The sequence below is a fragment of the uncultured Campylobacter sp. genome (assembly GCF_938039245.1).
Taxonomy (GTDB): Bacteria; Campylobacterota; Campylobacteria; order Campylobacterales; family Campylobacteraceae; genus Campylobacter_A.
In genome coordinates this window covers 42,842-66,431 of record NZ_CALHVN010000026.1, presented here as the reverse complement: position 1 = coordinate 66,431, position 23,590 = coordinate 42,842, and the positions used below count along the sequence as shown (strand labels likewise).

The 23,590-nt window shown below is 46.7% G+C and carries 19 protein-coding genes and 1 CRISPR repeat array (1 of these 20 only partly in view); of the genes, 14 read left to right on the top strand and 5 right to left on the bottom strand.

Annotated elements, in window-relative coordinates; genetic code table 11:
• Nucleotides 1–1,302: direct repeats of the CRISPR family, unit length 30 nt; unit sequence GTGTAAATTTACCCCGTTGGGGTTTGAAAC (it extends 1,161 nt beyond the left edge of the window).
• A 184-nt stretch (nt 1,303–1,486) separates the two neighbouring features.
• The 4 genes from pyrE to Q0218_RS04690 all read left to right on the top strand — a co-directional run bounded on the left by pyrE (nt 1,487) and on the right by Q0218_RS04690 (nt 5,513).
• Complete coding sequence (pyrE, locus tag Q0218_RS04705; protein ID WP_297966800.1) at nt 1,487–2,098, top strand: orotate phosphoribosyltransferase; 612 nt, start codon at nt 1,487–1,489, stop codon at nt 2,096–2,098.
• Nucleotides 2,099–2,810: 712 nt separating this feature from the next.
• On the top strand, nt 2,811–3,233 hold the full coding sequence (locus tag Q0218_RS04700) for an RDD family protein (RefSeq protein ID WP_297966798.1): 423 nt from the start codon (nt 2,811–2,813) through the stop codon (nt 3,231–3,233).
• 163 nt (nt 3,234–3,396) lie between these two features.
• Entirely contained in the window at nt 3,397–4,941 is a 1,545-nt protein-coding gene (locus Q0218_RS04695; protein ID WP_297966796.1) for a type IV secretory system conjugative DNA transfer family protein, read from the top strand.
• A gap of 191 nt (nt 4,942–5,132) precedes the next feature.
• A complete protein-coding gene (locus Q0218_RS04690) occupies nt 5,133–5,513 on the top strand; it encodes a hypothetical protein (protein ID WP_297966793.1) in 381 nt (126 codons plus the stop codon).
• 796 nt (nt 5,514–6,309) lie between these two features.
• On the opposite strand, the gene Q0218_RS04685 is transcribed toward Q0218_RS04690, so the two are convergent.
• From Q0218_RS04685 to ccoG, 5 genes are all read right to left on the bottom strand, one after another.
• The gene (locus Q0218_RS04685; RefSeq protein WP_297966790.1) at nt 6,310–7,686 is read right to left on the bottom strand and encodes an efflux transporter outer membrane subunit; all 1,377 of its coding nucleotides are present in this window, start codon (nt 7,684–7,686) and stop codon (nt 6,310–6,312) included.
• The gene (locus Q0218_RS04680) at nt 7,679–10,816 is read right to left on the bottom strand and encodes a multidrug efflux RND transporter permease subunit (protein ID WP_297966788.1); all 3,138 of its coding nucleotides are present in this window, start codon (nt 10,814–10,816) and stop codon (nt 7,679–7,681) included. The genes Q0218_RS04685 and Q0218_RS04680 overlap by 8 nt, the downstream gene beginning before the upstream one ends.
• Nucleotides 10,816–12,000: an efflux RND transporter periplasmic adaptor subunit gene (locus tag Q0218_RS04675; RefSeq protein WP_297966786.1), complete on the bottom strand. Its 1,185-nt coding sequence runs from the start codon at nt 11,998–12,000 to the stop codon at nt 10,816–10,818. The genes Q0218_RS04680 and Q0218_RS04675 overlap by 1 nt, the downstream gene beginning before the upstream one ends.
• A 117-nt stretch (nt 12,001–12,117) precedes the next feature.
• Nucleotides 12,118–12,750, bottom strand: a complete 633-nt coding sequence (locus Q0218_RS04670; RefSeq protein ID WP_297966782.1) for a TetR/AcrR family transcriptional regulator — start codon at nt 12,748–12,750, stop codon at nt 12,118–12,120.
• A 59-nt stretch (nt 12,751–12,809) separates the two neighbouring features.
• A complete protein-coding gene (gene ccoG / locus Q0218_RS04665) occupies nt 12,810–14,156 on the bottom strand; it encodes a cytochrome c oxidase accessory protein CcoG (RefSeq protein ID WP_297966779.1) in 1,347 nt (448 codons plus the stop codon).
• A 118-nt stretch (nt 14,157–14,274) separates the two neighbouring features.
• Between ccoG and Q0218_RS04660 the strand changes: the two genes are divergently transcribed.
• The 10 genes from Q0218_RS04660 (at nt 14,275) to Q0218_RS04615 (ending at nt 23,273) form a co-directional block, all read left to right on the top strand.
• A complete protein-coding gene (locus tag Q0218_RS04660) occupies nt 14,275–15,759 on the top strand; it encodes a flavocytochrome c (protein WP_297966776.1) in 1,485 nt (494 codons plus the stop codon).
• A gap of 88 nt (nt 15,760–15,847) precedes the next feature.
• A complete protein-coding gene (rpsU, locus tag Q0218_RS04655; RefSeq protein WP_002951513.1) occupies nt 15,848–16,060 on the top strand; it encodes a 30S ribosomal protein S21 in 213 nt (70 codons plus the stop codon).
• 107 nt (nt 16,061–16,167) lie between these two features.
• Complete coding sequence (locus Q0218_RS04650; RefSeq protein ID WP_297966775.1) at nt 16,168–16,848, top strand: DNA-binding protein; 681 nt, start codon at nt 16,168–16,170, stop codon at nt 16,846–16,848.
• A gap of 59 nt (nt 16,849–16,907) precedes the next feature.
• A complete protein-coding gene (locus tag Q0218_RS04645) occupies nt 16,908–17,483 on the top strand; it encodes a UPF0323 family lipoprotein (RefSeq protein ID WP_297966889.1) in 576 nt (191 codons plus the stop codon).
• Between the two features lie 4 nt (nt 17,484–17,487).
• Entirely contained in the window at nt 17,488–18,663 is a 1,176-nt protein-coding gene (locus Q0218_RS04640) for a glutathionylspermidine synthase family protein (RefSeq protein WP_297966887.1), read from the top strand.
• Between the two features lie 9 nt (nt 18,664–18,672).
• A complete protein-coding gene (locus tag Q0218_RS04635; RefSeq protein ID WP_297966773.1) occupies nt 18,673–19,602 on the top strand; it encodes a D-2-hydroxyacid dehydrogenase in 930 nt (309 codons plus the stop codon).
• A gap of 2 nt (nt 19,603–19,604) precedes the next feature.
• Nucleotides 19,605–20,102, top strand: a complete 498-nt coding sequence (locus tag Q0218_RS04630) for a YajQ family cyclic di-GMP-binding protein (RefSeq protein ID WP_297966771.1) — start codon at nt 19,605–19,607, stop codon at nt 20,100–20,102.
• A gap of 5 nt (nt 20,103–20,107) precedes the next feature.
• Complete coding sequence (locus tag Q0218_RS04625; RefSeq protein ID WP_297966769.1) at nt 20,108–20,827, top strand: hypothetical protein; 720 nt, start codon at nt 20,108–20,110, stop codon at nt 20,825–20,827.
• Between the two features lie 141 nt (nt 20,828–20,968).
• Complete coding sequence (locus Q0218_RS04620; RefSeq protein ID WP_297966766.1) at nt 20,969–21,646, top strand: hypothetical protein; 678 nt, start codon at nt 20,969–20,971, stop codon at nt 21,644–21,646.
• A gap of 271 nt (nt 21,647–21,917) precedes the next feature.
• Nucleotides 21,918–23,273 (top strand): coproporphyrinogen III oxidase family protein, encoded by a 1,356-nt coding sequence (locus Q0218_RS04615; protein ID WP_297966764.1) that lies wholly within the window; start codon nt 21,918–21,920, stop codon nt 23,271–23,273.
• Nucleotides 23,274–23,590 lie beyond the last annotated feature (317 nt).

Below are 23,590 nucleotides of genomic sequence, written 5' to 3'. Positions count from 1 at the left end.
TCACTTCTTGCGAATGTCCGTGTAAATTTACCCCGTTGGGGTTTGAAACGCTCCTTACGGTTTGCCGATACGGCTTATTATGCGTGTAAATTTACCCCGTTGGGGTTTGAAACGTTTTTGCCATTTTTCGCCTCCAGCTCGTTTGCTACGTGTAAATTTACCCCGTTGGGGTTTGAAACCTTTACGCAAGCGCCGAAGTTTTCGCTGGCAGTGGGGTGTAAATTTACCCCGTTGGGGTTTGAAACAAATCCTAAAGCACTCTACGGGGTGGCTAAACGTCGTGTAAATTTACCCCGTTGGGGTTTGAAACTTATCTACGACGCCCTCAAAGCCGTCAATTAGAGTTATGTGTAAATTTACCCCGTTGGGGTTTGAAACACGGCAAAGTTTCTACAGAAAGCCGGTTGAATGCGTGTAAATTTACCCCGTTGGGGTTTGAAACGCCGCCTCTATGGCTTGGGCTGCGCTCTGAGCCTTGTGTAAATTTACCCCGTTGGGGTTTGAAACTACCCTGAATAAACTATAAATTTGAGCCCCTCGATGCGTGTAAATTTACCCCGTTGGGGTTTGAAACAACAACCACCTATTTGAAATGATAGAGAGGCTAAAGTGTAAATTTACCCCGTTGGGGTTTGAAACAATACTCGTCCTTTTGCCCTTTGATTTGGATTTTCGTGTAAATTTACCCCGTTGGGGTTTGAAACACAATGTTTAACAGAATAGTTTTAGTTGGAAATTTAGTGTAAATTTACCCCGTTGGGGTTTGAAACATTATCTGCACGGCAAAGAGCGGCTAGACGAGATTGTGTAAATTTACCCCGTTGGGGTTTGAAACTGCCGCAAAACAACGACGTGATAGAGTTTCCCCACTGGTGTAAATTTACCCCGTTGGGGTTTGAAACCGCTGCGCGAGCAGAGCAAGGATCGGCAAATTGATTGTGTAAATTTACCCCGTTGGGGTTTGAAACCTATATCACGAATAAGAAGTTGCCCGATTACGATCGTGTAAATTTACCCCGTTGGGGTTTGAAACTTTGAGGAGCGTGTTGTACGCAAAATTTGGGATGGGTGTAAATTTACCCCGTTGGGGTTTGAAACGCATCGTAGTGTATCTATGAAAACCGTCCACGATTTCGTGTGTAAATTTACCCCGTTGGGGTTTGAAACGCGGGTTTATCGCCCAAACGGTCTTTAGCACTTTTTTGGTGTAAATTTACCCCGTTGGGGTTTGAAACCCGTTTCCAAACAGCGCAGTAGAGCCGAATAGATGAGTGTAAATTTACACCGCTTGGGGTTTGAAACCGAATAAATTTGACAAGATTTATTTTATCAGCAAGGTGCAAATTAGCAAACTATACGCTTCATCAGCCCAAAACCTAAAATCAAAGCCGCCGTTTAAGACAACCCATGCGGCTCGCGAAGCCAAAAAATAGTAGCTTAAGCGCGCTTAGGGTAAAATTCGCCCAAATTTTACAAAGGAAAAACGATGGATTTAGAGAAAATTTACAAGGATGCGGGCGCGTTTTTGCAGGGGCATTTTTTGCTTAGCAGCGGCAACCACTCGCAGTTTTATCTACAAAGCGCCAAGGTACTCGAGGATCCGCAGTTAGCAGGCGCTTTAGCAGACGAGCTAGCCGCCGTCATCGAAAAATCGGGCGTAGAGTTTGACAGCGTCTGTTCGCCAGCTCTTGGCGGCATTTTGGCCGGCTACGAGCTAGCTCGCGCGGCAAAAAAACGCTTTATCTTTACCGAGCGAGTCGAGCGCGTGATGAGCTTGCGACGCGGTTTTGAGGTGAAAAAAGGCGAGAAATTTATCGTCTGCGAGGACATCATCACCACGGGCGGCTCGGCGATGGAGGCTGCGCGCGTGATAGAAGGCCTAGGCGGCAAGGTCGTGGCGTTTGCCGCGCTTGCTAATCGCGGCTTTTGCAAGGTCGCAAATTTAGCGGGCAGCGTCGCTAAAGCTAGCGCCAAACTACCCGCGGATAAGCCGTTTTTCGCGCTTGGAAACTTTGAGTTTGAGATTTTTGATCCCGCAAACTGCCCGCTTTGCGCTACGGGAAGCGAGGCGATAAAGCCCGGCAGCAGAGGCAACTAAATTTATTAATTTTGCGGCTATGTTTGATTTGACTGCGCAAATTTGGACGGATTTTGCGGGCGTCAATGAATGCAAACCGATCGCAAATCAAATTTGGCTTGGCAAGCCGATTTTTGCGGTATCTCGGGCAATAAATTTGACGATAAACGAAGCCCGCCGTTATGTTTTTGCAAGTCGCGATCGGAGCGGAATCAAATTTGCGTTGCCGTTTTGTGCAATTGACGGCGACAGTTAAATTTGGATTTGAGCAAATTTACGTCCGCAAAGGCGCGTCCTAAAATTTATGATTTTAAAAACGGCGCATAGTTTGGGCAATTTGCGGCTTGATAACGATGCGGGGCGGGCGATAAATCAAGCTCAAGCAGGTCTAGCAAAAATATGCTGGGCGGAAATCACCGATCGTCTCAAACGGCCGCGTAGGCAAAAACAAACAAAAGGCGGTGGAACCCATAAAAATTGCACCGCGCCAAGATATGCAAATTTGGCGGCAAAAGCCTAGTTTATGAGCGGAGCAAGGTCGGCCGATAAGGCGGCGCCAAGCGGCGGGCGCGCGAAAACAAACCGTAAATTTCCGCACCGAAGTGGCGGCGCGTAAAAGTAGGGCGTAAATCGCTGCGACAAAGCAAAGGCGCATAAATTCGGGTGCTAGCGATCAAATTTGACATTCAAATCCAAAACGAGCGCCCAAAATAAAACGCAAAAAGGAGTAAATTTGGCTAAACAAAAAGCGCGGCTAGCCGGCATCGGTGCGCGAGCAAAGGCCTTTATAATCGATCTTTTTTTGATCGGCATGCCGATATATTACCTCACGACCTATGTTTTTTTGGGCGGCAAGGACGACTTTTTACGCAACCAAACCGCGATATTTGCGGCAAATCTCGCAGTCGGCCTTATCTGCTGCGCCTTTTTTGCGATCAAAGCCCAGACGCCCGGCTACCGCTCGCAAAATATCTACCTCATCGACCTGCGCACCGGCCGCAAGCTTAGTTTTGCGCGCGTTTTGCTCCGCTACGCTTGCTTTTTGATCGCAGGAGTTAGTATCGTCGGACTTTGCCTCTGTTTTTTCCGCAAGGACGCTCTAAATTTGCACGATCTACTCACGCACTCGGCCGCCGTTTGTAAAAAAGCAGACTAAATTTAGCCCGTTTACCGACTCAAATTTGACGCCGGATTTACGCCAAGCATTTTTGCGGTGCGGGTTTTGCATGCTCGCAGCTAAAATTTAATCCGCACGCCGCCCCGCTAAATTTAAATCTTTAAACCAAATTTCGTTACAATCGCCCCCTATAAGGAAAAATATGCAAAAAATAATGGGATTTACGAGAACGCGGGAAAACGCGGAGAAAAAAGGCGCGCTGATACCTAGCGACTTCACGCACGCAGCCGTCATCGGAGAAACCGGCAGCGGCAAGACGACGGCGATGATATATCCAAATTTGCTTGACCGCATGCAAAAAGGCTACGCGGTGTTTGCCGTGGATTATAAAGGCGGCGAGAGCGCCAAAATCAAGGCTCTAGCGCGCAGAGCGGGGCGTCTAAAAGACGTCGTGAGCGTAGGTGCTAGGCTGGACGCGCCGATAAATCTCATCGCCTCGATGAAGCCGCGGGACTTTAAAAACTGCGTGAAAAAGCCGATGGAGTCGAGGGAAAAGTTTTGGGAGGAGTTTGGCTCGAGCATCGCGACGGAGTTTTTTAAAGTGCTAAAGGCGCTTAAAATTTTCGCTAAAAAAATCACTCCGCTAAAGGACTGCTACACGGATGCGTTTTACGCCGACGTGCGCACGCTCGCGCGGGATTTTACCTTTGACGTCGCTACGATACTGCGCCTCTCGCAAGACCTAGAAAAGATGCTCGAGTTTAAAGACGCGCTGAGCCTCATCTGCGACAATCTCGACTCCTCGACGCTAAATTTCACCCGCGAGACGATAATGATAAATCGCGCGTTTATAGCGACTGCGGACGAGTTTTTGGACGCGACGAGCCGCTACAAGGACATCGGCGACGAGCGCACGAGGGATGATTTTCGCAACTACTCGATGATGATGTCGCCGTTTCTAGGCCTCATGAACGACGACTCGCTAAACGGCGACGGCGAGGGCGCTGCGGGCGACGCGAGTATCGCAGGACTGCTAAATAGCGGCAAGATCGTGATATTTAACGCCGCAAGCTGCGACAAAAGCGCGCTGAGCTTCCTGCTAAACAGCTTCCTGCCCGAGCTGTTAAAGCGCGTAACGATGAAGCAAAAAAGGCCTATTAGCCTATTTCTCGACGAGTCGGCGAAGCTACTGAGCGAAAATACCGAGCTAAACGAAGAGATCCTGCGCGAGTGCGAGGTGGAGCTGGTGCTGGCGTTTCAAAACGAGTTTTTGCTTAAGCGCGCGATCGGCGGCACGGCGTACGAGGCGCTGATGGGCAACCTCACTAACCGCTACTTCATGCGCAACAAAGACGTCGTGAGGCTGGGCGGCAGCGAGGTGGACTGCTCTACGCTGGAGAAATTCGAGTGCGTGCTAGAGGGCGACAAGATCGCACTGGAGCCTATTTTCATAGACGAAGCGGAGTGTCTGCAAGCGCAGCTGGAGTTTGAGCGCGAGAACCGTCTACACGAGCGACTGCTGGGCAAAATTTACGAAAACCGCGTGATAGAGTTTGACGAGGAGATCGTGGACGACGGCAAAATCTGGGTGCGCGACATAGATACGGGCGAGCGCGAATGCGTGTTTTTCAGCGACGAGGTGCTAAATATCGGCCCGCAAGATATCTATAAACGCCCGCCAAATACTGGCGGTTACAACATCTCGCTTGACGACGGCACGGACGACGCGCAGATAAGCTTTAGGTAAATTTGACGGCGACTAAACGGGAGTGCAGGTTAAATTTGACCGAACGAGCAAGCAAATTTGAATGCAAATTTAGGTCAAATTTGAAGGTAGGCATAAATTTAAACGGCAGCGTAACTTGACGATTTTAACCGCTTGCCGTTTGTATAAAACTAGGCTGGATAAATTTACAAATTTGACTTTAGGCGGAGGATATGAACGAAAGTCCAGGCAAAGAAAATAAAGAGTCGGAGCTACTTTACAGACTAAATAGACGAAATCCGCTCATGGTAATGTTTGATTTTATCAGATTTAGCTTTTTCCTACTCGTGCCCGCCTTGCCTACCGCGATATATTACGATGGCTGGATGCAGGCGCTGGGCATCCTGGGTTCTTTGTTTTTGAGTAGGCTTTTATACAAGCTTATATTTTTTAACTACATTGAAATTTATAGAGATAGGATCGTCATAAACAGATACATTTTCGGAGATACGGTTATAAAAAAGCGAGGATTTGGCTTTTTGCCGTACCTATTATTTTCCATTTACCCCCACCCAAGTTTTTATAGTGAAAAAAAGAAAACATTTATTCTATAGAGTTTCTTCGGTGGAAAGTTTAACGCAAGATCAAGCCGACGAGCTAAGAAGCCAAATAGCTCGTATAATGCCGCGGGATGCAATTGATTAATAGCGATCAGTATAAACAGTCAAATTTACCGCCGTTATCCGCATCCAAATTTAACGAGCAAGCCAGACAAAACCCGCTTGTCGGCAGTCAAATTTAACAAAACGGTTCGCAAATTTAGCCAAATTTTGGAAGCAAGTTTTGCAGCCAAATTTGAGCCAAGCTTCGGCACACTATCTATTTTGTAGGTCGGCGTAAATTTAAACGGCAGCGTAATTTGACGATTTTAACCGCTCGACGTTTGCATCAAGCCTGACGCGCTGCGGCGTAAAATTTAAATACGCTTCCAAATTCCATAGAAGAAATTGAGAGAAATTTTTATGGTATTTTTATCTGACGTAGAAAAATAGCGGAATTTACTAAAATCTTAGAAAAATGATCGATCTTGCGCTTAGTTGCGCTTTTGCCGCTATTAAGACGCCGCTCTCTTTAAAAAAAGAATGCGCGGCAAAAAATCCAGACGCTTAGCTTTGATGCGTTTGTAGTTTTTCAAGTCGCGGCTATGAAAGTAGCAAGGCCGAGTTTAGATGCGGCGCTAGGACTACGCGCGAAAACTTATATCAAAATCTTTTAAAATTAATAAGAAAAATCCGCTTAAGTTGAGTTGAATCTTATTTTAAAAACCGCGACCGGGTTTGCTAATCGGCGCTTGCAAAATTTAAGAAATCGCTCAAAAGAATGGCGGAAAAGCTCCGCCAAAAAGTAAAATTATTCGGCTTTAAATCCGCCGCCAAACGCCTTATAGACATCCACGACCGAGTCGATGAGGCTCAAATTCGCCGCTATAACTTGCAGTCTAACCGAGAGCAGGTTGCGCTGCGCGTCGAGTAGCTCCAGATGCCCGGTGTAGCCCTCCTCGAACTGATCCTTGGCTAGCTGATAGATTTTTTCTTGCGAGAGCAGGAGCTCTTTGACCTGATTTAGCGTTAGTTTGGCGTTTTTGCGGTTGTTTAGCGCGTCTCTAACTTCGCCAAGAGCCTTTTTGATGGCAGCTTCGTAAGCTACGGCCGCGATTTGCTCGTTAGTTTCGGCGATGCGGACGTTGTTTTTGGTTCTGCCGTAGTCGAAAATTTTCTGCACCAAAGAGCCGCCTATGCTCCACGTATTTGCGTTGCCGACAAATATATTTTCAAAATCCACGCTAGAAAATCCAAAAAGCCCCGTTAACGAGATGGACGGTAGATAGTCGGCCTTTGCGACGCCGATTAGCGCGTTGGTGGCGTTTAGATCGGCGTAGGCTTTAGCTACGTCGCTCCTGTGCAGCAGTATGTCCGCGCTCACGCCTGCGCTCACTTCGGGCTCTTTAGGCAGCATTTTAGCGCTCTGCACGGCTCCGTTTAGGATCTCGTCATTTGATTTGCCTGTTAGCACCGCTACGGACGTTAGAGCCTGAGATAGCGAGGTTTGCACCTCTAGTAGGCTTACTTTTGCGCTCTGCACGGCGGCTTTGCTTTGTAGATAGGTCGTCTCGTTTATGCCGCCTAGATCAAGCTGCGTTTTGCGAAGCGCTAGCGTCTCCTCGTAGGTTTTTAGCGTATCTTCCAGCACGGCTTCGCGCATATTTAGAGCTACGAGCGCGAAGTAGCTTTTAGCCACGCTAGAGCTTATGCTAAGGCGCGCGGTAGCGTAGTCAAGCTTAGTCGCGTTTAGACTGGCTTTAGCCGACTCGACGCTGTTTCTAACCCTGCCCCACAGGTCTATCTCGTAGCTTAGGCCTAAATTTACCTCAGAGTTTCGGTAGCGCGTTTGAGGCTGCTTGGTGTAGGTCTCGCCGCTGCTTTTTGCCTTAGTGTAGCCGACGTTTAAATTTACGCTAGGAAAGAGATCTGCTTCCGAGATGCCTAGGCTTGCGGCGGCTTTTTGTAAATTTAAATAAGCCGTGCGAAGGTCGGTATTTTTCTCTAGCGCGCTAGCTACGAGAGCGTTTAGGTTTTCGTCGCCAAACTCCTTCCACCACTCGTCTTTGATGTCGCTAGTTTCAAATTTATACGTAGATTCAAATTTCGTATCGACCTCGGGTATCTCGGGTCGAAACGAGCAGCCTGCTAAAAATAGCGCCGCGGCTAAAGTTAAAATTTTATACATTTTTGATCTCCTGTGCTCGGCTTGGTTTTTTGTCCCAGACTTTGTTGTTTAGCTTTTCTAGCAGATAGTAAAACATCGGTATGAAAAATATCGCTATCGTAGTGGCAGCTATCATACCGCCGACCACGCCCGTGCCTAGAGAGTGGCGAGACGCAGCGCCGGCACCCGTGCTGATAACCATCGGAAAAACGCCCAGGGTAAACGCGAGCGAGGTCATGACGATCGGGCGGAAGCGAAGCCTTGCAGCATTAACGGCCGCGTCAAATACGCTCTTGCCCGCTAGTCTTTCTTGCATCGCAAATTCTACGATAAGGATCGCGTTTTTAGCCGATAGACCGATGAGAAGCAGTAGTCCGATCTGGAAATAAATGTCGTTTGTTAGCCCTCTAGCCCAAACGGCGACTAGCGAGCCAAAAACCGCAAACGGAACGGCCGTGATAACGGCTAGCGGGATGAGCCAGCGCTCATACTGCGCCGCTAGGATCAAAAATACGAAAATCATACCGAATATAAACGCCGTAGAGCCCGTACCTTGCGAGCTAACCTCCTGATACGCCGTACCCGCCCAGCTGATGGAGTACTCCTCCGTGCTTAGCGTCTGCTCGACCACCTCTTGTATCGCTTTTATCGCGTCTCCCGATGTGTAGCCAGGTTTCGGGTCGCCTTGGATCTTAGCCGCCGGGAAAAGGTTAAATCTATCCACGATATCCGGGCCTAAAATTCTAGTTAGAGTGGCGACAGAGTTTAGTGGTATCATCTCGCCGCCTTTTGAGCGGACGTAAATTTTACGCAAGTCTTCTGGGTTGTTTCTAAAGCGGTCCTCGCCTCTAGCGTAGACGCGGTAGGATTTGCCAAAAAGGCTAAAGTCGTTGATATAGTAAGAGCCGAAAGTCGAGCCTATCGCGCTAAAAATTTCGCTCTCGCTCACGCCAAACATCTGGGCCTTTTGCCTATCGACGTCGATTTTAAACTGGCGGTAATTAGTCTCTAGCGTCGAGCGCACGCTGGTTAGATCCGGGCGAGCGTTTGCGGCGGCGACTACTTTTTTCACATCCTCTTCGATCTGGGAGTAGCTTTTACCGTTTTTATTTTGTAGATACATCTCAAAGCCGCCCGTCATCGATAGCCCCATGATAGGCGGGACGTTTACGACAAAGCTCATCGACTCCTTCGAGCCCCAAAGCATACCGTTAAAAGGCCCGGTTAGCGCGTCTGCTTGACTACCCGGCGTTTTTCTCTCGCTCCAGTCTTTTAGCTTGATAAAGCTTATGGCAGAGTTTTCTCTAAGCGCGCCCGCAAGCATATCGTATCCCGCAAAACCCATTGTAAATTCGACGTTTGGATTGCTTAGAACCATGTTGCTGATAGTTTTTACCTCTTCTTTGGTTTTTAGCATATTGCTTGACGGCGGTAGCGAAGTGATGACCATTAGCACGCCCTTATCTTCGGACGGTACGAGGCCGCTAGGAACTTTTTTAAACAGCTCGAAAGTCGCAAAACCCATGACGCCTATCAAAATAAGGCTGATTATCACGTGACGAAGCACTTTTGCAACGCCTGCAGTGAAAATTTTCGTACTCCAGTCGAAAAAGTCGTTAAATTTCTGCACGAACCAAAACGGCTTGCTCTCTTGTTTTTTTAGCATAACGCCGCAAAGCGCCGGAGTAAGCGTAAGTGCGACAAAGCCAGAAATACAAACCGAAGTAACCAGAGTGAGCGCAAACTGACGCTGGATCACGCCGACAAAACCCTCCATAAAAGAAACCGGAACGAAAACGGCTGATAAAACAAGCACGATCGAGATGACTGGGGTTTGTACCTCCTCCATCGCTTTATAGGTCGCTTCTTTGACGGTGATGTCTTTTTCCTCGTGTAAAATTCTCTCCACGTTTTCGATAACGATGATGGCGTCGTCCACGACGATACCGATAGCAAGTATGAGCGCGAAAAGAGTGATTAAATTTATGCTAAATCCCATCGCGTACAGTCCGCCAAAGGTGCCGATGATGGACACGGGAACGGCTAGCATCGGGATGATAGTCGCGCGGAAGCTTTTTAAAAACATATACATAACGATGATAACTAAGATCATCGCCTCGATAAAGGTTTTTACGACCTCGTGGATAGAGACTTCGATAAATTCGGTCGGGTTATATGCGACCGTGTGTTTAAAGCCTGCGGGGAAATTTTTACTTAGCTCGTCTAGCTTTGCGTTTACCGCTTGTGCCGTGGCTAGGGCGTTAGCGTCGTTTTGCATAAAGATTAGAAGCGGGATGGCGTCTTGGCCGTTTAGCATCGCGTCTGATGCGTAGCTAGCCGCTCCTAGCTCCACGGTCGCTACGTCTTTTAGTTTTAGCACGGCTCCGTCGGCGCTTTTGATGATTATATCGCCAAACTGCGCGGCATTTTTGAGACGGCCGTCAGAGCGAACGGAGTAAACGTAAGGATTATCCCCATCCGATGGCTGTTCGCCTATTTTACCCGCGGCGTATTGACTATTTTGGATTTTTACTTGGGCGATTACGTCGCTAGGGGTTAGCTTGTAGTAGGCTAGTTTGTCCGGTTTTAGCCAAATTCTCATCGAGTACTCTTTGCTGCCGATTAGCGCCGTGTCGCCTACGCCATTAACCCTTTTAATTTCGTCTGCGATGTTTAAATTTACGTAGTTATATAGCTCTACTAGGTCCATGTTTGAGCTCGTAAAGCCGACTGCTTCTAGGATCGAGCCGCTGCGCTCGCGTACCGTCACGCCCATATTTTGCACCTCTTGAGGCAGCCTTGAGAGTGCGGCTTGGACGCGGTTGTTTACGTCGATCGTGGCTTGTTTGGCCGAGGTGCCGATTTTAAAATAAACATTGATATTTAGCGAGCCGCTCGAGCTTGAGGTGCTTTGCATATAGAGCATGTTTTCTACGCCGTTTATCTGGTCCTCGATCGCGCTGGCTACGGAGTCGGAGATGGTCTGAGCGTCGGCGCCTGTGTAGACGGCGCTAACGGAAATTTGAGGCGGGGTTAGCTTGGGATACTCCTCGATGGGAAGCCCTTTTATCGCCATCGCGCCCGCGATAACTATGATGATAGATACGACGGTGGCAAATATCGGGCGGTCAATGAAAAATTTAGAAAACATCACTTAGCCTTTTCTTGCTCGTTTTTAGGCTCTAAATTTGCGCCTTTACCAAAGTTTTCGGTTAGGTCTTTATCTATCTCAACGGGCGCGCCTACGCCGATTTTTAGGAAGTTGTTTAAGATGATTTTATCATTTTCGTTTAACCCCTCGCTAACGACTGCGGCGTCTTTGGTTTGGTAGGTGATTTTTACGTCTTTGGAGGCTACTTTGCCGTCGGCGACCACGAGTACATAGGTCTTGACGTCGGTTTGTTGGAGTGCTACTTGGGGGATTTTAAAGCCGTCTTTTTGGTAAAATCCACCCATCGTCACGTGGCCGAACATCCCAGGTAGCAGCTTGCCCTCGTCGTTGTTAAATTCGGCCTTGGCTAAAACTGTGCCCATATTCGTATTTACGACGTTATCGATGAAATTTACCTTGCCGTTAAACTCTCCCGGACCGACTTTTAGTACGGCATCGGAGTTCGTTTGTGCCCATAGACCGCTTTCTTGCATTTTGACGCGGTTTAGATTATCTACGTCGGAGATGTGAAAGTGCGCCTCGATCGGATTGATTTTGGTTAGGCGCACGAGCTGAGTCGTGTTTGCTACGACTAGCGAGCCCACGTCTACTAGATTATCGCCCAAAACGCCGTCAAAAGGCGCGGTTATGCTCGTGTAACCTAGATCTATTTTCGCGCTTTTGGCGCTGGCTTTGGAGCTTAGTAAATTTGCGTTTGCGATTTCAAGCGCCGAAACGGCCGCGTCGTACTCTTTTTGCGAAACGGCGTTTTTCTTATATAAATTTGAGATTCTATTAAATTCGGTCTGCGCGTTTTTTAAATTTGCGTTTGCTACGCCGATAGCGGCTTCAAGCGCGTCGTAGCTTGCTTGGTATTTTTCCGGATCTATCAAAAATAGCTTGTCGCCGGCTTTTACGTTGTCTCCCGGTTTAAAAAACTGCTTGATTATCGTTCCGCTTACTTTAGGATAGACGATGACGTCTTGCTGGCTCGTTAGAGTCGCGGCGTAGTCAAAGCTGATCGGCACGTCTGATTTTTTAGCTACGAATACGTCGACTTTTGATGGCGGCATTTGTCGTTGTTGCGCGGCTGCGGCCGCGCCTTTTTTATCGTTACCGTCAAAGCATGCCGTAAAAAGTAGCGATGCTAATAATAAAACCGAGATATTTTTAAAATTTCTCATAAATTTGCCTTATGTTTTGGAGATTATTTTAAATTTAGCGTTTTATAATGAATGTTACAAAACAAGTAGATGATTTTACTCTTATTTTCTTAACAAGTCAAATTTAAGTCGTTAAATTTAGTGCTTTTTGATACCGTGTAAAAATATATTTATGCTCGTTTTTACGTGCTCTTTGCGTTCTTTTTCGTTTAGCGTTATATCCTCGTTTAGCAAAATCGCATTATAATGATAAGGCTCCCTGACGACCGCGGCAAACGCCTTAGCCGCTACGTAAGGCGAGATGTCGGGATTTAGCTGTTTTTTTATGTCTTCGCGCTCGAAAAAATCTATCAAAACTTTATCGAATTTACTTAAAATTTGCTCCAAAAACGCCTTGCCGAGCATACCGTCGTTTTTCGCGCCCTCGCTCATCATAACTCTTGAAATTAGCGTCGTTTCTTTGTCGCAGATTATGTCGAAAAATATAGAGGCGAATTTGATTAAAAAATCCTCCAATTTATGCGATAAACTGAGATCAATTTTCTCATCTATCTGCGTTCTAAAGTCGTCAAATCCGCGTTCTACGATAGCGCGAAAAAGACCTTCCTTGTTTTCAAAAAATTTATAAACGCTAGCCAGCGACCCGCCGCTTTTTTTGATTATATCCGTTAGACTCGTGTTTTCATAGCCTTTTTCGAGGAAAATTTCCATACCGGCTTGGATAAATTTTTCTTTTCTTTCGGCGCTTCTTTGCGTGATTTTCCCGTTCATTGCATACCTTTAAAAAATTAAAATTATAATTTAAGGATTATACAATAAAAATATGATTTTTAGTCCCTCGGGTATGCAAAAATAGTCTCTCTTGCGATGTTAATTTTCTCTTTTTCGTCTGCGGCGTAGGCGCGTATAGTTATCTTTGCACTTGCGTTTTTACCGGGTCTAGCGGCATTTTTAGGAGCCGTTAATACGACTACGATTTTCTTCTTTTCGCCTGCGTTTAAGGCAATGTTACTTTTTGGGCGTTTTATTTTGATATCGGCATCGTTTGCGCTAACGTCAAAGTAAAACTCGTGCGCTGCCACGTCGGTATTTTCAAACAAAAACACGTAAGCATTTTCGATCTCGCCGCTTTTATTTATCTTATATAGCTCGCTCGTGCGGTTGATGTTTAGCAGCATGTTTTCTTTTTTGGCGCTCATTAGAGCGAGTGCTACGGCGGTTATAGCGATGGCGGAGCAGTAGCCGATAGTTTTAAAGCGCAAATACCGCACCTTTTGCTTGGTTTTTAGCGAATTTGAGCTAGTCCAGCTAATTAGACTAGGCAAATTTAGCCCCGACATCGTTTTAGTGCACGCATCGACGCACTCCAGGCAGTTTATGCACTCTAGCTGCATGCCTTTTCTGATGTCGATATGCGTCGGGCAAATTTTCACGCAGGCCTCGCAGCCGGTGCACTCGTTTTGCGGTTCTGGCGGCTTTTTCCACAGTTTGGTTTGCCCGTCATAAATTTTACCGCCGCGAGCCTCGTCGTAGATCACCTGCACGCTGTCAGAATCTATCATCACGGACTGCACTCTGGCGTACGGGCAGACGTAAACGCAAAAGTTTTCGCCCAAAAACGCGACGTCAAATATCAAAAACGCCGCGATAACAAGCCAAGCTCCGAGTAAAATTTTATGTTCGGCCGGGTCTAAAATTTGAACTAAAAAATCCTGCGGCGGGACGAAAAACCAGAGAAAATTCGCCGCCGCGACAAAGGCTAAAACGCTCCAGATCGCGACAGCTAGCGCGTTTTTGACGCCGCTCTCAGCCTGCGTTTGTTTATTTGAGACGCTCTTGCGGATTTTTAAAATTTTAGTTTGTATAAGGTCGCGGTAAATCACGCGAAATATCGTCTGTGGGCAGCTCCAGCCGCACCAGACGCGGCCGCCCAAATTCGTCATAAAAAATATAAAAATAAAAAAGATGATGAGCACGAAAGGCATCAAAAATAGCTCTTGGACGTTAAATTTGGCAAAAAACAGATGCAGCTCGCTGCGCTCAAAGCTTAATAGGAAAAATTGATTTCCGCCGATAGTTATAAAAGGCAAAACAAGCGCGGTACAGGTTATCAAGATGTAGGCTATATAGCGTTTGCTGGCAAATTTGAAATATTTTTTATACTCTTCTTTGGTCATTATTTTTCCTAATTGCAAAATAGCGAGATTATAAGATTAATGCCTTAATCGCGTATTAAAATTACTATTACGCCCCTTTTACGGTGTATAATTTCATAAATTCTTTAAAGGAGATGTTATGAAAAAAATTTCTAGAAGAAATTTCATCAAAACCGGCCTCACGGCAGCCGCTGTTGGTGCGCTAAATTTGCAAGCGGCACAAGATGACGAGATAAAATGGGACGCGGAATACGACGTCTTGGTGGTAGGTAGCGGCCTTAGCGCAAACGTCGCGGGCATCGTAGCGGCCGAGGGTGGGCTTGGCGTAGCGCTACTAGAAAAGATGTCGCGAATGGGCGGAAACTCCGTCGTTTCTCAGCTTGATTTTGCCTGCGTAGGCACCGAGCAGCAAGAAAAAGCCGGTATCAAAGACTCTATCGAGCTTTTCGTAAAAGATCTAAATAAGGCGGGCAAGGGCTTTAACTACATAGAGCAGTCCTACAGGATCGCTGAGAATTCAAAAAGAGCTTATGAATTCGTCAAAGCAAGAGGCGTACAATACGCCGAAAAACTAAAGCATCTAGGCGGACATAGCGTGGCAAGAAGCCTAGAGACCGTGGGTGGTGGCGGAGCGTGCGTGCAGGCTCTAAATTCGCACTTTGAGAGCAAGGGCGGCAAGACGCTAAAGCGCGTAAAAGTCGATGAAATCGTGCTGGATAAAAACGGCGCGGCGATAGGACTAAAGGTGAGAGAGGAATATAAATTTGATAAAAACCTAGCCGACGACGATGCGCAAAACGTTTCGGGAGACGTTAAATTTTATAAAGCAAAAAAGGCCGTAATTTTTGCAAGCGGCGGATTTTCGGCGGACAAAACCTTTAAAGCAGCGCAAAATCCAAGGCTCGCTCTAGCCTCCACTCCGTCAAATCCAGGCGCAACGGCCGGTGCGTTAAAAACCATGGTAAGGGCGGGCGCGATGCCTGTACAGCTTAGCCTGGGACGCTATTCGTTTGGTATTCCGACGGAGGATTTGATATTTGCTATTGCAGTCGACGGCAAAAACTCAAAGAGATTTATGAACGAAGACGGCGACAGGCAGACTTTGTCCGATAATATTTTAGAAAATATGCAAAAAAACGAAAGCGATCTGTTTCCGACTATAATCTTTGACGAGACGGGATTTACCTCCAGTCATGACCCAAAAAGGCTGCAAAAATTTATAGAAACCGGCAAGATGAAAAAATTTGAGAGCCTAGACGAGCTAGCTGCGGAATTTAAGCTAAATGCGCAAATTTTAAAAGAGGAAATAAAGCGGTATAACGAAAGCGTCGCCGCCAAAACCGATGCCGATTTTAAAAAGGATTTAACCAAAGTCGCTCCGATAGAAAAGGCTCCGTTTTACGCGATACTCGGGGCTCCTGGCATCAGCTATACTCCGGGCGGCGTGAGGGTAAATTTGAACTTTGAAGTTCTTAATATAAATGATAGCAAGCCTATTAAAAATTTATACGCCGTAGGCGAGGCGACGGGCGGAGTGCACGGATTTACGAGGCTTACCAGCTGCTCGACGCCTGATTGTATCAGCTCGGCGATGATAGCGGCGGAGCATATACTAAAAGGCTAAATTTAAAACCCTGGCGGCTAGCAAAGCTTAAATTTATAAAATTTAAACTATAATCGCCGTCTATTTTAATTGAAAGGTGGTGAGGACGTTGCCTGGTATTAAGGTACATCCTAACGAGTCTTTTGACGAAGCTTACAGAAAGTTCAAAAAGCAAACCGACAGGAACCTTGTCGTGACCGAAGTTCGCGCAAGACGCTTTTTCGAGCCTATGACCGAGATCCGCAAAAAACAAAAAATCGCGGCTCGCAAGAAAATGCTTAAACGTCTATATATGCTTAGACGCTACGAGTCAAAGCTCTAACCAAAAGGGTCGCTTCGGCGGCCTTTTCTTTTTAAACTCCCGTTTAACTCGCATCAAAGCCAAAATTTGCCATAATCTACGCCAAATTCAACGATCAAAGGAAAAATATGTCCAAAGTGCCCGTGAGCGAGGCTGCGGAAATCTTAGGCGTAACCAAAGAAGCCGTTTACAACCGCATTCGTCGCGGAACGCTAAAAACCTTTGAAAAAGACGGCGTAAAATATGTGGTTTTGGACGGATACGAGCCTGATACTGCGGCAAATTTAGCGCCAAATCAGCCGCCAAAAACATCTACCGAAAAATCAGCTAAAAGCGCGAAATCCAAAAAAACAAAGACGGGAGAATTCGAAGTGAACGAATTTCTACTGTCGCAAATTAGCGAACTAAAAGAACAAAATCAAAATTTGCAAGCCGACAAAGAGAGGCTTTTTCGCGAAAAAGAGCAAATTTTGCTAAATAATAAAACCGAAATCGCTCAAATTTACCGCGAGCGCGACGAGAAAATTAGAAATTTTTTAAATCTACTCGAGCGTCCGCTTCTGGCTCGTCAAAACGGCGAATACGCGGCTCCGATCGATGTCGAATTCGTCGAGAGCGAGCCTAAAAGCGAGGGCAAATGGACGAGCCTAGCCGAGTTTTTAAAATCGCAAAATTTAAGCGGCAAGAGCCTTAAAAAAACGCAAAATAAAATCATAAAAAACATCGGAAAATCAAAATTTATCAAATTTAAAAAAGGCGTGATAATGGTAAAAAGCAAGAAAATTTCAAAGGAGCTAGATAAAAAATGAGAGTTTTTAAACATATCAAAAAAGTAGCCAGCTACGCCGCTGTGGGCGGCTTTGGCGCGATGGTGGCGGCTGGGCTGGCAGGATGCGGCAGCGATAACGGGGGAGCAAACGGTAATGACGGCAGCGCGCTAAAAGAAGCGGCGCAAAAAACGGGAGCTTTCGTCATCATCGAAGAAACCGCACCGGGCAAATATAAAGTTCTAGAGGAGTATCCAAGCAGCGAAACGCGCGTCGTGCTAAAGGATATCAACGGCACCGAGCGCGTGCTGAGCAAAGAGGAGATGGATAAGCTAATCGCCGAAGAAAACGCTAAAATCGATGCCGGAACGTCAAATTTGACGAATCCGAACGCTCAAAACGCGCAACTTTCAAGCGGCGGTATGAGCCTTGGCGAGACGCTTCTAGCCTCGGCTGCGGGCGCGATCATAGGTAGCTGGATCGGCAATAAGCTCTTTAACAACCCCGGCTATCAGTCGCAGCGCCAAAGCGCGTATAAAAACCCAAGCGCCTATTCAAGGAGCGTAGATAGCTTTAATAAAGCCAAAGCCACGAGCTCGGCAAGTAAACCAAGCGGTGGAAAAAGCGGATTTTTTGGCGGATCAAGTTCAAGTTCAAGCTCAAGTTTCGGAGGATAAAATGATAAATTTAAAAAAAATCGAACCGCTAAATAGCGAATTTTTAAGCGAGATCGGCTTTACGTGGCACACCGATCCAGACGGCAGCGACTACGTAGCAGACGAGCTAGTCGAGGTTAGCGAGGCGCAGGCCGAGGCCTACTACAACGCCGCAAACGAGCTATACGACATGTTCGTCGCAGCCGCCCAGCACGTCATCGACAACAACCTCTACCACGAGGTCGGCATCCCGTTTAACCTCGTAGACCTCGTGCGCGAAAGCTGGGAAAACGACGTGCACTGGCATCTCTACGGTAGATTTGACCTAGCCGGCGGTCTAGACGGCAAACCGATAAAACTCATCGAATTTAATGCCGACACTCCGACGGCCGTGTTTGAGACGGCGATCATCCAGTGGGCGGCGCTTAAGTTTAACCGCATGGACGAGAGCGCGCAGTTTAACGACCTTTATGACGCTTTGAAGCAAAATTTTAGGCGCCTCGTGACGCTAGATGAGGAGACCGAGAGCTTTAACGAGCACTATGAGGGCTGGAAAATTTTATTTAGCTCGGTTGCGGGCAGTAGCGAGGACGAGCAGACGGTGAAGCTACTGCAGTATATCGCCGAGGAGGCGGGCTTTCACACGGCGTTTGCTTACGTTCACGAGGTCGTATTTAACGACGAGGAGGGCGTGTTTTTTGACGGCGAAAACTACGAGTACTGGTTTAAGCTCGTGCCGTGGGAGGATATCGCCGTGCAGGAAGGCGAGCTAGCCATCATCCTAAAAAACATCGTCCGAAATCAAAAAGCAATCATCCTAAATCCCGCATACACGCTACTTTTCCAAAGCAAAGGGATACTAAAAATTTTATGGGATTTATATCCGAATCACCCGCTTTTGCTCCAAGCTAGCGATAAGCCGTTAGCTGGTAAAAAGTGCGTGAAAAAGCCGGTTTTTGGGCGAGAGGGCGCAAACGTGAGCGTGATCGAGGCCGACGGTAGCATTAGCTCGCAAAACGGCGGCGACTACGGTCAAAACCGCGCGATCTATCAGGAATTTTATGAATTTAACAAAGACGCCGCCAATAATAGCTACCAAGCTGGCGTATTTTTCGCCTACGAGGCGTGCGCGCTGGGATACCGCAGAGGCGGCGAAATTTTAGATAACTACTCCAAATTCGTAGGGCACTTTATCAAATAAGGACGCAAAATGAAAATAGTCTGCCTCGATGCCGCGACGCTTGGAAGCGACGTAAATTTGGACGTTTTTGAGCAGTTTGGTGAGTTTGTTAGCTTTGAGACGACCGCCGCGGCCGAGTGCATAGAGCGGCTAAAGGGCGCGGACGTCGTCATCACGAACAAAGTCATCATCGACAAAGAGACGATGGATGCGTCAAATTTAAAGCTAATCTGCATTAGTGCGACGGGTATGAACAACGTCGATCTCGCCTACGCCGCAGCAAAAGGCATCGCGGTAAAAAACGTCGCGGGTTACTCGACGGCTAGCGTCGTGCAGCATACGTTTGCTTGCCTTTTTGTGCTGACGAATCGCATCAAATTTTACGATAACTACGCGCAAAGCGGCGAGTGGGCGAAGAGCGAAATTTTTACGAATTTAGACCGCAGTATCGGCGAGATAGCGGGCAAGAGTTTTGGCATCATCGGCCTTGGCGAGATCGGCAGAGGCGTGGCGCGCGTCGCGGCGGCATTTGGCGCGAGGGTAAGCTACTACTCAACTAGCGGCGCAAACGCAAACGCGGAGTTTAAAAGGCAAAATTTGGGCGAGCTTTTAAGCGGCTGCGACATCGTGAGCATCCACGCTCCGCTAAACGAAAAAACGCGAAATTTGATCGGCGAGCGGGAGTTAAATTTGATGAAAGAGGGCGCGATTTTGATGAACTTCGGACGCGGCGGCATCGTGGACGAAAACGCCGTAGCCCGCGCGATAGATGGGCGAAATTTGCGATTTGCCTCGGACGTGCTGGAGACCGAGCCCATGCGCGCGGATCATCCGCTGCTAAATATCAAAAATAAGGAAAATTTGATACTCACTCCGCACGTGGCGTGGGCGAGCTTTGAGGCTAGAGAGCGGCTCGTAGCGATGATCTCGGAAAATATAAAAGAATTTTTGAAAGGATAAAAATGGCAACTGAGCATAGTTTTGATATAAGCGCGGCGGTCGATATGATGGAGGTCAAAAACGCGCTAGAAACGGCGAAAAAGGAGATCGCGGCGAGATATGATTTTAAGGGGCTTGTGGCCGAGGTGGAGCTAAACGAAAAGGAAAAAATCATCACGCTTCTTAGCTCTAGCGACAACAAAATCGACGCGCTAAAAGACATCGTGATCTCAAAGCTCATCAAGCGAAACATCCCACCCGTAGCCGTGACTGAAAGCAAACGCGAGAGTGCGAGCGGCGGAAATATCAAAGCTACGCTAAAGCTAAACGACACCCTAGATAGCGAAAACGCAAAAAAAATCACCAAAGCGATCAAGGACGCAAAGCTAAAAGTAACGGCGACGATCCGCGGCGAAGAGGTGCGAGTAAGCGGCAAAAGCATCGACGACCTGCAGGAGTGTATAAGGCTTGTGAAGGGGTTAAATTTGGAGCTGCCGATAAGTTTTAAAAATTTGAAGTAAATTTAATGGATAATTTTAAAAAGTTAATCCAAGAAAAAAATAGCGCCGCAAAGGAGTACGGCGATTTTATCAAAACGCTTAAAAATAAAGAGTGCGACAAGGACGTCTTGGGACTAATTGGTCTATTAAAAGATAGACTGGCTAAATTTGAAAACCTTAGCTGCGATAATTATTCGCAAACGGCTGCGGATATATACGAGCTAAACGACAGAATTTATCGCCAGGTAAATTTGCTTGCGAATTTGGATAAGTTAAGCCGCGATTCGGACGTTTATAAAAAATATAAAGAAGTATATAATCTAAAGCGTATCAAGCTTTTCGTCTCGGAGCAAATTTGCCGCGTGAAAAAATACTATCAGGTTCTAATAGCGCTGTTGGGGCTGATTCCGTTTATAATATATTTTATCTTTTGGCAAAATGTCGGATTTTTCTCGGTAGCCGTCAGCGACAGCATCTTTTCGCTACTTAGCGCGCTTGCGATATCGGGTTTTGGTTTATTTGTTATTTTATATATATTTCCCGCTTTGCATTTGGTTTTGATCGTTTCTTACGACGGCGACGAAAAAAGAAAAGCCTTTTTACGCGATTTATCTGATAGCTACGCTTGCGGGCATAGCATTTATAGGTGCCGGATATTTTTTCCCGAGAGCAGTAGATTCTCCGAGCCTTTATTTTGCGGGGATCGGGGCGGTAGTGGCGGCGTTTTGTATATATTACCGCATTAAAAACGGTAAATTCGACATTCCTCTTTTATTTTTATGATATTGCACGGATTTTTATCCTTTGCAACTCCGTTTATGGTAGCTCTGCTTGCCTACGTCCGCGTGAGCGATGATGGGTTTACTACCGCTTTTTTAGTGATTTTTATGGCATTTTTTGCCGTTTTGTTTAGAGCGTTGATAAGGTCTAAGGATATAGATTATTTCAAGATGATTTTTTGGTCTTTGATAATCATAAATTTAGTCATCGTCGCGGTTATGAGCGGTAAAATCGTCCAAGTAGCCGATCTGGGAAATATAAACTACAAAATGCTATCGCTCAAAAAAGACGCCTTAAACGCTTTGCCAAAAAGCGTTTGCCAAAATAATCAAAACGGCTGCATCGGCGCGGGAGCAAAGGACGGCTGCTACGCAAAACAAAAGGCGCAAATCGTCTCGTACAATAAGCAAAAAGCCGAGCTAGCCGTAAAAGACCGCAACGAGACGTATATTTTTAGCGGAGTAAACGACGACGAGATAAAATTTATAGACGCTAACGGCGCAGACATAGGCGTTGCGTCCAGCGATGAGGTCGTTTTTGAAAACTCGGTTTTAACGTACGGTAAAAACGGCACGCGTAGCGGCCCGCTCAAGGCAAGCGCGGTAAATCTCTCTCCCGTTTGCAAAACGTACGCTTTAGAGCAAAAAAACTCCGTAGAGCTCTACAACGTCAAAGTCCTATCGGCTCTGGGTAAATTTTACTATCTGCAGACTAAAAGCGGAGAGAAATTCGAGCTGGACTCAAGCCTGATAATCTCAAAGCAAAAGGCGGGCGATATCCGTTAAAAGCGGTAAATAAATATAAATCAGATATCTAGCGGCGACTAACCAAAACCGCTATGCTAAAAATTGTAACTTGGCGGCGAATTTTGCGCAAACCGAGCAAAGATTAAAGCTAATACGGGTAGATTTTTGCTTCAAAATACGAGCCCAAATTTTAAATTTTACGCCAGATTTTGATAAAACTTCGGCAAATTCAGCCTTTTTCAAGGCGAGATTAATAAAATTTTAGATATCCTTACGAACATAAATTTGGATTTACGGGAGAAAATTAATTATGGGTTTTAAGAATATTATAGAAAGATTTGCGATTAATTACGCCCATAATACCATGCAAAAATCTCTTTATAATGGCCTAAATATCGACATCCTAGATAAAAAATACGTAAAAACGCCGCGCGAAAATACCGAATACATGCTTTACGCTCACGTGCCGTTTTGCCACACGTTTTGTCCGTATTGCTCGTTTCACAAGTATCATTACGAGCAGGAGCTGGCTAAAATTTATTTTGAAAATTTAAGGCAAGAGATGCGGCAGGTTAAGGCCGCAGGCTTTGATTTCGGCTCGCTTTACGTCGGCGGCGGCACGACGCTCATAAACGAACCCGAGCTTGAAAAAACGCTCGTACTGGCTAAAGAGCTCTTTAGTATCAAAGACGTGTCCTGCGAGAGCGATCCAAACCACATCCGGCCCGAAAATTTAAAGAGATTTCAAGGACTCATCGACCGCCTAAGCGTGGGCGTACAAAGCTTTGACGACGAGACGCTAAAACGCGTAGCCAGATACGAGAAATTCGGCTCTAGCGAAGCCTTGCAAGAAAAGCTGAAAAAAGCTCTTGGCGTGCTGCCGGTTATGAGCCTTGATCTTATCTTTAACCTTCCTAATCAAACCAAAGAGCAGCTACTAAACGACATCAAAATCGCAAAATCCATAGCTCCCGAGCAGATCACGTTTTACCCGCTGATGAAGTCGCCTCTTACGCGCGATGCGATCGCAAAGTCGCTAGGCGTCGCAGATAGCGATAATGAGCGCGAATTTTACGAGATCATCTGCGAGAGCTTTAGCGACTATCATCAAAGCAACGCTTGGGCATTTGGCCGAGATAGCGCAAATTTGCGCGACGAATACGTCGGCAGCCACCACGAGTACGTGGGCGTGGGTAGCGGCGCGTTTAGCTTTTTAAACGGCGAGCTGGTTATCAACGCCTTTAATCTGCTCGACTACGGCCGCCGCGTTAAAAGCGGCGAAAGTCCAGTTATCGCAAAGTGCGGCTTTACGAAAAAAGAGCGGCTAAAGTATATCTTCCTCACCGAGCTGTTTGACGGCAGCGTAAATATCGCCAAATACGACGAATTTAACGGCGCAAATATCAAAAAAGAGCTATTTGCGGAGCTAAATTTACTAAAGCTAGTCGGCGCTATCTACGAAGAGGGCGGCCGCATCGTGCCGACGGGATTTGGCAGGTATCTTTGCCTCGTGCTCATGCGCGATTTTTACGCGGGCATGGATAAGGTGCGCGCGATATTTAAAGACGACGCGAAGATAAAGCGCAGTAAAATTTTGCGTATAATGAGCGAAGAGACGCATGCGGACTTTGAGGACGCTCTCATCTCGCCTAGAGCCGCGGTGTAATTAGCAAACCCCGTAAATTCGGCTAAATTTAACCAAGCCTGCGCGAAATTAAGCTTTAAATTTACTCTTTTTAGCCGGATTTACTCGGCCCGCGTCCGCTAAAGGCGCGCTAAAGTGCTTTAAATTTAGCCCTGCGTATCCAAAAACTCCAAAACGAATTTGCTAAAAGGAAAAATATGCAGCTTCAAGATTTGCTGGCAGACCGATCCACTCTAAAGAGGTCAAAGAGTTTTTAGCGCGGTGCGGCTTGCCGCGTAATCCGACTCCAAATTACGATTCTTACGGTAATTTGTTTTGGGTGAGGGCAGATAGCGACG